Below are 13,252 nucleotides of genomic sequence, written 5' to 3'. Positions count from 1 at the left end.
ATTTATTATATGGTATTGTGACAAATTAAGATGTTCTAAAACCAATATATGAAAGGGTGGTAATATATGGATGATTATAAAAGCAGTAACAACTTAGAAAAGAAAAAAGGAAGTGACCATAAAAAAGGCCATCAAGTTATTTCTTCCAGTATGGCTCATCCTGTCCCTGACGTTGACCAACATGCATCAGACAACGCTTTTAACCAAAATAATAACATGAATTATCAGTATCAAGGGACTGATATATTGACTATAGGCAATATGTTGTTGCGAGATGTGAAAGGTGTAAAATTTGCTGGGGCATTAGGAAGTGGTCATGACCAGTTAAATACGGTAGCATTGCTGGAGCCGTTGCTTGGATATCTTCAAGAAGGGGAGAGGATAGTAGGAGCATATAATATAGGTACCAATCATTGGATAGCATTTGCAATTATAAGAAATGATAATGAAGGGATAGAAGTAGCTTATAATGATTCTTTAGGTCATAAAAGAGAAGGTTTTGAAAAAGAAATGAAGGGAATTTTAGGAGATGATGTGGAATTTCATGAATATCTTGAGAAGACACAAAAAGAATCTCCTGCAATAGCCTGTGGCTTATTTGCACTAAAGAATATAGAGGTACTGGCGAGAGCTGAAGATATAGAGAATGCAGTAGGATTTTATTCTCCCACAGGTAACTATGTTGCAGGCATTAAAGTATTGAGAAAGGAATATGCAGTAATATACGCAAATGAGGTGCATGCAGAGACAGTAGCCGCTTTAGAGTTGAGAGCTATAAGAGTAGCAACAATAGAGTTGCGTAGCTCAGAAAGTGATAAGCTTCAAGAATTGATTGGCAAAGACGTAGAGTGTGATATTGAATGTGAGGTTAGAACAGAAGAAGATCCGAAAGAATACGGGTATCATATAATATTTAATACTGAGAAGCTTGAGGAAGTGGAGAAGGCATTGTACGAATTTATAGATGATAAAGTTGAAATAGAGGCTGTTGAATTACCTAACGGTAAAACCAGAATAAAGGTTATACCAGAGAATATAGATGATCAAGATATTTTAGAGCTTATCAAGGAAAATAATGGAAAACAACTTGTGTTCCAGAAACCTTCTGCTGAAGTGATTAAAAAGGAGTGGACACAAGCTTTAAATATAGGCGGCAATATTATAGATACCACACTAAAGGAAAAAATTTTAAAAGTAACCGGGGTAGAAATAGAAGATAAGCCACAAATGTTAGCTGAAGGGTTGAAATATAGTTTACATGGCAATTTATATCAATGGAGTTTATTGACTTGGGTCGCACTACAAGCTGATTCTGAGAAACAGTTCCGATTGATTACTGAGGCTGAAGGTTTTGAGAAATTTGATGATTTAGTTTTAAACTATGACGATAAGGTAATTTTCTTACAAGCAAAACACAGCTCCAAAAAATCTGGGGAGGATGATTATAATAAGTCTGATTTTACTAGCAATAATTATAAAGGAGAGGCTAGTTTAGCTAAATATTTTGATTCTTGGTATAGACTTGAGAAGGGAACACATAAAAAGCAAGAGAGCTACTATGTGTTTTATACTAATAGAGATGTAGAGGAGCAGGATAGTTTTTTAGAAGATTGTGTGATAGATATTCCTGAATTAGATTTAGGAAGAAAAACACTAAGATTCAAAAAGGGAGACAGCAGAGAGGAATTTATTACTGCTATCCGAGCAAGTTCAAAGGAGGTTGCAACACATGATGGAGGGTTGGATTTTAAGATAGAGGATAATGATTACCAAGAAGCCTCCACGTATATTATAGGGAAATTTAAAGATTTTGCAAAGAAAAATAAAAATGGGAAAAAGGAATTTAAAATAGATGGCACAGCAAAAATAAGTAAAAAAGCACGAGCAGTAATCAAACTTGCCCAAGAGGATGATGAAGTCCTGGCTAAAGTAATAAAAGGAGCTGCAAAAGCCAGCAAAGCTGCAGCTAAGGAAGTAATAAAAGATAATGAAGGTTTTAAAAACTGGTTAAGAGCAAAAGAGAAGGATGCATTTAAAATCAATGTTGATATAAAGAACCCAAAGGAAATTTTATCTGACGTTCTTGGGGATGAAATTAATGCTTTTCTAGATCAATTTATACTAAAGGTCAATCAGCTAAATTTCGGAGAAATGCTGGGAAAAATTCAGGAGGAAACAGCTGTTAAAACGTCGATTGCCTCATCTGAATTTTGTGCGAATATTGGGCAAAAGGTTTTGGAGTGGTTTGCCGATCCTAAAGTTTGTGATCTTAGTTCAGAAACAGTTCGAGATATTATAGAATCTGCAAAAGGAGATGCATTAAGGTTTTATCTTCTTGCTGATAGTGTGGAAGTATCAGTGTTAGAAGGTTCTGCACTGCCTGAAATCAAAGGATTCTTAGAAAAAGATGGAGGAGGTATAGTAAGAGTTGAAAGTTCACCTGGTCTTGAATTAAGAATCGCGCAGACGATTAAAGAGCAAAAAATGCATGTAGATCAATATGCATTTTTCAGAGGAACTTCCAATTATCTGGAGTATGCGCCTACAATACTGAATGGAGATCAAATGCAGGTGGCTGTTTTTGATTATAGTGGTGCTGGTGATAATATACCCTTTGAAATGGATGAATTGACGGAAATTTTAGAAAGTGCTAAAAAAAATAAAAAGAAGATTATTATATTAGTCCGAAAAGGTGATACGCGTTTTGATCAGTATGGTGAAGAAATGCAAGTTGAGAATGAGTTATCAAATGAGCTAGTAGATAAGGTAATAGAGCAGAATAGTGATCAGATCGTTAATATTGCAGGAAAGGACTATACATTATCAGCATTGACAAATGACAAAGGTGCTGGTGTTTATCAAGCTATGAAACGGGCTGATTTTCTTTATGATATATTAGATCAGCATAAACAAAAACCTAAAGAATTAGAGCTCGGATTGCCATATGGTGTCTATATAGAGAATGAATTGGTACAGGGTGAGGCGGTTTACCAGTGGCCAGCTATACTATTATCTGCAGAAGCCAGTTTATTTGTTATTAAAGGACAAGATTTAGGGAGGATAAAGAAAATATTGGGGCATGATTCTTTTAAGGATAGGGTTGTAAGAGGAGAAGAAAAAGCTAATGAAAATACTAAATATCGTTTAATAGAGGACAGAGAAGAGCTTGAAAAGTATGGAAAGGAAGAGCATGTTAAGCACATTTGTATTGGTGATGATTTAAGTGAGGATGAAAAATTTGCATATCAGAATAGTTACATAGTTTTTGATGTAAATGAGCAAGAAGTGAGTGTGCAGGAATCTGGTAATGTTGAATTGCCGGTTGCTAATTCTTATAGATTTACAGAAGAAAATACTGTAGAGAGGAGCGATATCGAGAACGAGAACTTTTGCATAGTTTCTGCTAATGCTGGTCGTGGTAAATCCTCTTTCTGTTTATATGAACGAGAGAAATGGGTTAAGGAATCGATGATAGATAAATACTCATGGGTAATAAGACTGAACCTAGCTCATTTAGAATTCCAAGGTAGTAAAGCAACTATTGGTGAGTTATTCAACAAAAAAATGTCTGGTGTAGATTGGCCTGATTGGCAGTTAGCAGCAGTTATGCATGACATTGCAATACCAGGTAAGGTTAAGATTTTCTTGGACGGATTTGATGAGATAAAGGATGCAACTATTATACAAAAATTAGGTGTTTGGATGTCAACTTTATCTAAAGAGACTCAATTAGTGCTGGCGACTAGGCCGTATGCAGCACATAATGTACCTATGCCACATAATAGAAATTTGGATCTTTTTTTAACGCTTAATGAATATTCAGATGACGAAAGGGATGAGTATGTTAAAGAATATATAACAGCCGTTTTTGATGGTAAGGATAACGATAATATTGAAAAAGTAATAGGGAAGTATCAAAAATTAATAAAAGACAGTCCAGAGAATATCAGATCAACACTTGGAATACCATTGGAAAGCTACCTTTTTTGTGATGGTTTTGAAACAGAGATGGTTGCAGATTATAAAGTATTACAAGCCGGGGGGGAGATCCCGATTTCTCAAGATGTTTCACTTGGTGCAATTGATTTATTTGAAAGATTTTTAAAAGGCAAACTGTCAATATTCTTAGACAAACATTTGCAAGTTGAAAGCCATTTGGAATTAAAACAAGAGCATTTCTTTTATACAAGCACAGCCTTATATATGGATGTGTTACAAGCATTTGCATTTAAACAGGCATTTAACTTAGATTACGAAGTTGTTAAGAATGCATTGCGTGATCGTTATTTCGACGATGATATAATGAAAGACCTCAAAGATACAGGGCTTATTTCGGTTGAACAAAGAGGAGGGCAGTATTCCTTGGAATTTAATCATGCCACATATCAGGAGTATTTTGCTGCACTAAAAATTGTTTCTGGTTTATCGAGTGGCGACTCTGATGTGGAAGAAATCTTTAAACAATATAAGCACTATATGCCCGGTTACCAGGTAATATTTCAATTTGCTGCACAGATAAGTTTAAGTGGTAGTAAATTTCTATCTAGATTTGATCTAAGCCAAGAGCTACTTGTGCAGAATTTCTGGGGTGCTTTATATGGCGATCTTTCAGGTAGCGCTGATGTATTAGGGGTTGCGGAGACAAATTTAATCAAAAGGTGCTTGCGAGTTCTATCTGATGATAATCTAAAGCTGTTAGAAGAAAGTACTGTTGGCCAATTGTGGCATCAAAAGTTAATGGATGTGAAAGAAAATTGCGGTGCAGTTAAGCAGAAAACTCATGACATGGAACAGAGTGCACCTGTCGATCGTGCTCAGAGAGGGGAGCAGACAAATGAGTTTGATGGTGAAAAAGTTGAGAAGCAAATAGTAGAATATTGTGCAAATAAAGACAGCTTAAAAGCTTTGGAAACCTATATTAATAGTTTCGATATATTAGCACAGAGACAAGTTAGAGAAATCTTGGCAAAAGAGTTGTCATCTAAGGAAGAATGGGATTCTTCTGGTAGTTATTGGGCACTTGATTTTGGCTTATCGGCAGTTGGCTTTTGTGGGGAGTATTTTTCTCAGAAATTAGCCGATAGGTTAAAATTTAGAGCTGATGAGTGGTCTAATAACTTCATGTCTGCTCTAACTTCATTAGATGTTATTTACGATGCAATATCAGGTTCTGTTTGGAATGGAAACATAGGTGGAGTAAGGGAGATATTTTATTATGCAGTCAGTGGGCTGCTGGAGAGTAAGAATAGAGGAGAATTTAGTAGAAAAGTATTTATGAGTTTAAGAGATGTTAGTAAAGGGCTTTTAGAATATTTAGGAGAGAATCTTGATTATACGACATCTTTGGCAAAAATGTTACGAGTTGCTGGGGAAGGTGATTATGCAGTTGTGGTAAGTGATGATAATAGAGAGTTGTGCTTCATAGGAGAATATGAGGTCATAATATCACAAGATACTCCTTCATTTAGAGAAGTATTGGGTGTTTTAAGAAATACGCCAAATGAAGGTACTGAAAGTTTTATAAGAAAATTTGAAGAAAATTATAAATTAGAGAAATTAGTAAGACAGGAAGCACTGAAAAAGACATTGGAAACTTTTGATCTTGAAGGGCTGGAAGAGCACCTTAAAGTTCAGTTTATTGCTTTTTCCGGAAATAAGCAGTTAGGAGCATTGAGGGAATTCTTTAATTATCTTGAAGAGATAAACTCTCCTTATATCAATCTAGCCAAAAAAGTATTCGCCGAGAATTTCCTTGAGGGCGAAAAAAAGGCAAATAATTTCTGGTATTATGATTTTGGTGCTAAAGCAATTGCTTATTGTGGTAGGTATATTAATGAAGATGTAAAATGTAAAATAATAGAGCGTGGGAGAGTTACGTATGCTCGTGATGTAAAAAAATTCATTGAAGATTCATGTTCTTCTTTAGCTGATGAGTTGAATGATGAAGCAAGAAAAGTGCAAAATTTTGATGAATTGTCAGAAATAGCAGAAGGTTTGAGGCAGATCCAAGATATTTCAAGAAGTATTGATAAGGGAGCACTAAAGAAAATAGACCAAGGTATAGCTTATATAGAAAGTATTACTGGACAAGTAGCTGGTGGCTTTAGCTTAGATCAGGCTAGAATGCTCTACAATATGGGCGTTATAAGGCCTATACAAAAAGATAATGTGTTAATAGATATTCAGGAGGAAGAGAAAGGGTCAGCATCAGCATATCGAGAATATTTAATCGGTGATGGATTTGAAGTGTATCGTCTTGCTGCGATGAGTAGTCTTTTGGCTTTGAGGATAGCGAATTTAGGTGATGCTGATGAATTAGGAGTGAAATTATTACCAAGTCAGATCATTAAAGATACTAGTAATATAGAAGACCTATCTCAGATGGTAAGTCTGTTGGCAAGTGGAGGGAGGCAAACAATTGTAATGCCACTCCTCATCCCTTCTATTTTAGGAGATGGGGTGATGCATTGGGTTGGGATAGTAATTGATCAAAGGGGAAGTTGGCTAACTGTGAAGTACTTTGATTCAGAAAATCAAGTACTACCTCTAAGCTTAAATAGGTTTGTATTAGAGATATTTGAGGCAAACAATCTCGAACACCCAATAAAATTTGAACAAATTAGAGTAGAGCAACAAAGGTATAATAACTGTGGACCGGAGGTTATAGAAAATTTTGTACTATGCTTAACGGGTGCAAGAGCTACGCAAGAAGCTGCTGTTGGTCTACATTCACTGTTATTGGAAAATACCTTGTTGGACCCAGATTATATGTTGAAGATTGAGGAAAATAACAAATTAATTGGACTTTTCTCTAACACAGCTCCTCTTCCGATGTATGAAGCTGTCAAAGTAGCTGATGGACCCGTTCCTACTCCGACTCATCTGTCAGTAGGGAAGCATTATTCACTAACTACTTTAGTTGTTAATAATCAAGTTGATGGGAGTGATGCAGTGGGTAACTTTGTCTTTATGGAGTATTTAGTAAATTTAGCAGGTGAGTTGAACAATAAAGTTAGTAATGCAGCCAATACTGTGCTCGGTGCAGTTATAAACAATGACTATGCCAGGACTAAAATATTAGGATATATTTATGATGAAGAAGTTGCAGAAGTAAGGAATGTATTAGGTAAAGAATATGTAAAAACACTAACCGATGACCGTATGCAAAGGGTGTTTGAAAAACACCCTCTTTCATGGGATAAGAAAGACTTCAAATTGATGAAGTTAGCCCTCCATCCAGATAAAGGAGGGAAGGGTGCAGATTTTGGAATAATTAATGAATTCGAGGAACTGGTAGGGAAGAAAGAAGTTGTATATGAAAACGCACGCAATAAGTTAGCAGAAAAGTTGCTGCCAACGATTCAGAAAGTAAGTATTTATTCCAAAGGAGCTGATATAGGAATAGATTTAGCAAAGATGTATTTAGAGCCTAATTTAAAACACAGCCTAGATACAGCTTATGATGGGGTTGTGTTATATAATAAGTTATTGCCAAATGTTTTTGGAGCATTAATAGTGGTGATAACAACGCCAATAACATCGCTATATAATCTATATCAAGGAGAATTTGAAAAAGCGGGGATTCAAGCTATAAATGGCCTAAGTTACTATATGTTAAATAGTAAATTCTCACCTCATCATGGGATACCTGCTTTTGCCGGACTCAATGGTCTAACAATAGCATATGATTTTTATAAAGGAGAATACATAGAGGCAGTAATGCAGGTTCTGGGTGTGTTTGGTATGATTGTGGCCCCATCAGCGACAGTGGCATTATACGCTCTCAAATATACATATAACAATGTTCAGGAATTGTATCGATTATATCAAGAAGGAGAGCAGAAAAATACCTTGAAGTCTAGTAAGTTAATTATAAATTCACTCGAGAGAGACATTTGGCAAGAAGATATTGTTATCATGTATAACGAGTATAGTAATGACAATGATAGAGTGGCATTAGAAGAAAGGAGCTTAATTGACTTACAAAATAACAAACAAGATGCTCTTCATGATTTGGATATAGATCAACACCCAGAAATAGCAGAAGATTTATAATGTCCCCCTGTGGATAGGGTTAACACCCTTGCCTTTAGGCAAACACTTTAGTATTATTTTTGGATGGAATACAGAAAAGGCTCACATAGCACATATGATTTAAAATATCATATCATCTGGTGCACAAAGTATAGGTATAGGGTAATTACAAGAGAGGTGGCACAAAGAGTGTGAGAGTTAATTAGAGAGGTATGTACGGTCAATTACGTAGATATCATCACCGGATCATTGAGCCATGATCATGTTCATATGTTAGTTTCGGTCCCACCTAGTATTTCAATCTCAAAATTAGTTTAATATATGAAGGGAAAAAGTAGTCGCAAAGTAATGATGGAGTTTGCGCATTTGAAGAAAAGATATTAGGGACAGCATATGTGGGCTAAAGGTTATTTTGCTGTAACAGTAGGGAATCTAAATGAGCAACAAGTGCAAAAATATATTGAAGAACAAGAGATGCACCACAAACGAGATAATTTTGAGATTTCATCTCATTAATCCGCTTTGCAAGCGTAACCGAAGCTACCGCCTTGAGGGGGGGTAGTGATTCACTTTTCTAACAGAAGAGATTGAAGACGGTGTCTCATATTTTGTTCAAAATTTTATATTTTTTAATTCCAATATCTTCTGAAGTTGTACATAGTGTTGCAATAGAGCCATTACTGTAGTAGAATGTCCTAGTATTCCACAGTGTATAGAGGTAATATGTCTAAAAACGAACTTTGTATTGAAAGTATTGCTGTACCACCTACAGATCTATTTGAAAAAAAAATGCTAAAGCAAACTTTAACGGTAGATGAAACTAAACAAGTGTATGATTTTTCTTTGACTTTGACTTATTTACAAGATTATGGATCCACAGCTGATAAAGCTAGTATCGAATATATAGCACAATTTTTTAGCTATTTATGTGAAAGATATGATAATTACCTTTCTTTGCCAAACGAATTGAAATCAAGTTTTGATGTTGCTCATTACTCACACGAAAATGCGTTTATGAGCACAGCATATAAAACATCAAACTGTTCGGATAGTTTTATGGATAATTTTATGAGTAATTTTGATGGAGATTGGGCATAATGTTATATGGAGAAAGCTGTGTACCTACATCGCATAACTCTTTTGCCTCTTCTTCTAATGGGTTTATAATTTGGCCTCAGCAACATTTATCTATTAAAGACCAATTGCAGATTGGGGTCAGGGGCTTTATGTTAGATACTCATGCTGATAGTGAGAGAAAAGCAGTTGTATTAAAGCATGGTTCTAGCAACATCAATGGAATAGCTAAACCAATAACTGGTGAAGATATTTTATTTTATGATACATTTAAAGAGTTTACTAATTTTCTTGAATACCAGCTTAGTAAACAAAAATGTGCTACAGTTACTGTTTTATTAAAAAATTATGTACCAAATTCATTGATCTACAGAGTTATTAATAAAGAAGGATTAGCTGATAAATATCTATATAAAATGAATCCAAATTCAGCTAATCTAGATGATATGTGTAATAAAATTGTTCTTTTTACTAGCCATACTAAGGATGCAGTTACAGGGATACATCCTCCAGGATTTTATAAAGAAAACCATTATAAATATTATGAAAGTACTACGCTTCTACATTACAACATACCTCATTTTTTAAGATATGAAGAATGTGAAGAAAGATTAGAAGGAAGGGCTAAATATGATGATCCTAATATAAACATCTTTTGTTTTAATAATTTTAGTCCAATATCTGCTTTAATAGAAATGAACATATTAGTAAAGCCATTATTGCATAATTTTTATGAGTTACTGGATCAAGGTCTGGAAATGTCAAAAATTCCATATAAAATCGCTTTAGCGCAGCAAGAATTTTCAAAATCTTATGATTCCTTACGAAGTCTAAGCACTCATTTGAATTATTGCAAATCTAGAGACATAAAAGATAAGTTTTATCCCACAATAATTGCTATTGATTTTATAGAAAAAGAATCAGGTGTTTTCTTATGTTATAAAGATGAATATTGCTCAGGAGCAAGATGTTATTTTCCATCGGAAGAAAAAGGATTTTTTTCAAAAATTTATGAATACTTTTTTGAATACAATACAACCGATTCTCACGAAGAATTGTAAAATACATTAGTGAGGCAGCTAAAATCATATCATTTATGGTGGCCAGTATATCGCTTTTTAATCATTAGTGGACAGTTTTATGAGATTATTTGTTATGATAGAGCCTTCTACAAATCAACAGTCACTTGATGTTCTAATTCAAGCTTTAAAAAATGCAGATACTGTTGATACTATTAATACAATGGAGTTTATCAAAAAGACTGAAAAGTTAATTGTAAAAAGCTTTTTTATGAGCTCACAATGCAATAAAATTGAATAAGAGTTAAATTTTTCAAAGTTAATTTAAGTTTTGAAATATAATTATTTTCAAGTAATAATTAAAAATATGAAAATTACAATAGTTGGAGTAGGTTATGTTGGATTAGTGACAGGGGTTTGTTTAGCAGAACTAGGACATATGGTAGTATGTATTGACAATGACAAGTTAAAAATCAAAGCTTTATCGGAAGGAGTATGTCAAATATATGAACCTAACTTAAAAAATTTATTAGAGAAAAACATTGCAAATAAAAATTTGTTTTTTACTTATAATAAAACTTTTTTAAGTAAAAATCAGATCATTATAGTCGCAGTTGGAACACCACTTAAAGAAAGTGGCGTAATAAATATGAAATATATCAATGAGGCATTAGAAGATATTATTAAAAATGCTAAGGAAGATGTTGTTATTATAATCAAATCTACAGTACCAGTAGGAACTGCCGATAAAATCAAAAGACATTTAAATAAAATCACTTTAAATATAAATTGCCATATTGTTTCAAATCCAGAATTTTTAAGAGAAGGACTAGCTATAAACGATTTTATGACTCCTGATAGGATTGTAATAGGCACAGATTCTGAATACGCAAAAAAAGTAATTTCAAAGCTGTATGCTTATTTTAATGCACTAAAAGTGCCAATTATATACACAGATAATAAAACTGCAGAATTGATTAAGTATGCTTCTAACGTATACCTAGCAACAAGAATATCTTTTATAAATCAAATAGCTGATATCTCTGAAGCATTAAAATGTAATATTAAAGATATTGTCTATGGTATGGGTTTTGATAAAAGAATTGGCCATTCTTATTTAAATCCAGGTCCTGGATTTGGAGGATCTTGTCTTCCAAAAGACACTAAAGCATTACTAAATACAGCTAATACAGAAAATATAGAATGTCCTATAATTAAATCTGTATATAATTATAATAATAGCAGAATGAAAAAATTAGGAATAAAAATTCTGGATATATTGGCAAAGCATAATGTATCAAGTACAAGGTATACAATTGGGATATTAGGAGTCACTTTTAAAGCAGATACTGACGATGTTAGAAATAGTCCTAGTATATGTATTTTAAAACACTTACTAGATTCAATACGTTATGATTATAAGATAAAAATATTTGATCCCCAAGGTTTAGAGAATGTAAAAAAGTATTTCAAGGATGATAAAATAGAATACTATGAAGATGTTTATGAAGCTATTACAGAATGTAATATCATAATAATTTTAACAGAGTGGACGTATTTTAAAAAATTAGATTATGATAAAATAAAAACAGTAATGAAAAATCCTATAATATATGATTGTAAGAATATACTACCTAAAAAACATATGACAAACATAGGATTTGATTATTATGGCATAGGTTAATTAATAATAGTATTTTTATAATTAGTTAAATCATTGTATTCTATAGATAAATTTTTTACAGAATACACCCATATTGCACAAAATAATAGAAAGAATACTAATAATTGTAATACTATATCCTGATAATTATAACTTGGATACAATGTAAATATAAAAAATGGAATAAAAGCTCCCATAGCTTTCCCTAATTTAAACCCTATTAAATCCACTGCTGCTTTCCCTTCTGTTTTTATTGGTTCTTTAAGTGGTATATAGCTCATTTCTTTACTCATATCAAAAAGTGTGTATTTTGAACCTTTAGAAATTATATTTTGTAATCCTCCTAAAAAAACTATTAAAGATAAAGCCTGATAATTGATAATTAATTCCACACTTGTTTGAAAATAGCTTATAACAAAGAAAAAACTTCCTAATGTCATAAAAATTAAGGGAGTAATAATAGCGCAAACTAACCAATTACAATATTTTAAAATAAATTTTCCTAGAATTGAAAAAAATATACAACTTATCCCTACCCATAGCATTACAGTTGCATGATAGTGCATAAAATCTGATATCAATGGATATTTTTCTTTCGCTTTAGAAAACCATAGCCCTTCAATTAATATGACACATACACCATAAGAGAAAACAAGAAAGAAAATAAACATTAAATATTTTGAAGAGAGAATAGTTGTTATGCTTTGATGTAATGTTAATCTATTTTTTTGATTTATCACTTGATTATTTATAATATCCTTCGATATATATTGTTTATCTATATATTTTTGGATCGCTAGACTAAGTAATCCGCATAAACATAAAATTATAGTAAGCAATTGGAATATATCTTCTGTTTTTGTCAAGTAAGATTGGTACGACATTTGGTATTTGGCTAAAACCCAATAAATTATTTGACTTGATGCAATTAAATTTATTTGGCCAAAAAACGTATACAATGGGTAATGCTTTTTAGCATCACAAGATGAATTAACTTTATTAGCCAATTGCCAAAATAATATTGTACATAAAACAATTGTTAATAATTCACCAAATATATAAAAAAGTACTAAACACCAATTTCCCCAAATTATTACAAACCACTTTAAATATGGGTAGTTATAAGATAAAGAATCAATATATACTTTATCTGGTAAAAAAAAGGTCAAATTTGGTAATAAAAAAAAACTAAAAACAAAGAAAAATAAAATAAAAAAACTGACTACATATCTAAAGGCTTTTTCTGGACTAAAATGATTGCAAATTAATGTATAAATTATAAAAAACATTATACCAAGTGGAATTTCTGCATATAATTTTATATAACTAATAACTTCAGGAGAGATATACGTAACAATAAGGCTATCTTTCATATTTCTAACTAAATTTTGCATTAAAAGCATAGTAAAAAATAGAGCTATAATTAACGATGTTTTTTTTATTTGTGAAATTACCAATTCAA

At 32.6% G+C, this 13,252-nt stretch carries 6 protein-coding genes and 1 pseudogene; 6 read left to right on the top strand and 1 reads right to left on the bottom strand.

The window, feature by feature from the left end; translation table 11 throughout:
- Nucleotides 1-66 precede the first annotated feature (66 nt).
- The 6 genes and pseudogenes from N3Z17_RS04505 (at nt 67) to N3Z17_RS04480 (ending at nt 11,811) form a co-directional block, all read left to right on the top strand.
- Nucleotides 67-8,055 carry an NACHT domain-containing protein gene (locus N3Z17_RS04505; protein WP_282471540.1) on the top strand — a complete coding sequence of 2,663 codons (7,989 nt, stop codon included), beginning with the start codon at nt 67-69 and terminating at the stop codon, nt 8,053-8,055.
- A 63-nt stretch (nt 8,056-8,118) separates the two neighbouring features.
- Nucleotides 8,119-8,550: pseudogene (tnpA, locus tag N3Z17_RS04500) on the top strand (IS200/IS605 family transposase).
- 207 nt (nt 8,551-8,757) lie between these two features.
- Entirely contained in the window at nt 8,758-9,132 is a 375-nt protein-coding gene (locus tag N3Z17_RS04495) for a hypothetical protein (protein WP_282471539.1), read from the top strand.
- The gene (locus N3Z17_RS04490) at nt 9,132-10,169 is read left to right on the top strand and encodes a PI-PLC domain-containing protein (protein ID WP_282471538.1); all 1,038 of its coding nucleotides are present in this window, start codon (nt 9,132-9,134) and stop codon (nt 10,167-10,169) included. Before N3Z17_RS04495 ends, N3Z17_RS04490 begins: the two co-directional genes overlap by 1 nt.
- Before the next feature lie 79 nt (nt 10,170-10,248).
- Nucleotides 10,249-10,428: a hypothetical protein gene (locus N3Z17_RS04485; protein WP_282471537.1), complete on the top strand. Its 180-nt coding sequence runs from the start codon at nt 10,249-10,251 to the stop codon at nt 10,426-10,428.
- Nucleotides 10,429-10,494: 66 nt separating this feature from the next.
- Complete coding sequence (locus N3Z17_RS04480) at nt 10,495-11,811, top strand: UDP-glucose dehydrogenase family protein (RefSeq protein WP_282471536.1); 1,317 nt, start codon at nt 10,495-10,497, stop codon at nt 11,809-11,811.
- Here the strand turns inward: N3Z17_RS04480 and N3Z17_RS04475 are convergent.
- Entirely contained in the window at nt 11,808-13,247 is a 1,440-nt protein-coding gene (locus N3Z17_RS04475) for an Npt1/Npt2 family nucleotide transporter (RefSeq protein WP_282471535.1), read from the bottom strand. The two genes, N3Z17_RS04480 and N3Z17_RS04475, sit on opposite strands and share 4 nt — an antisense overlap.
- Between the last annotated feature and the right edge of the window lie 5 nt (nt 13,248-13,252).

This window comes from Candidatus Bandiella numerosa (assembly GCF_029981845.1).
Taxonomy (GTDB): domain Bacteria; phylum Pseudomonadota; class Alphaproteobacteria; order Rickettsiales; family Midichloriaceae; genus Aquirickettsia; species Aquirickettsia numerosa.
The sequence above is the reverse complement of the archived record's forward strand: the minus strand, read 5'-3'. Positions and strand labels throughout refer to the sequence as shown.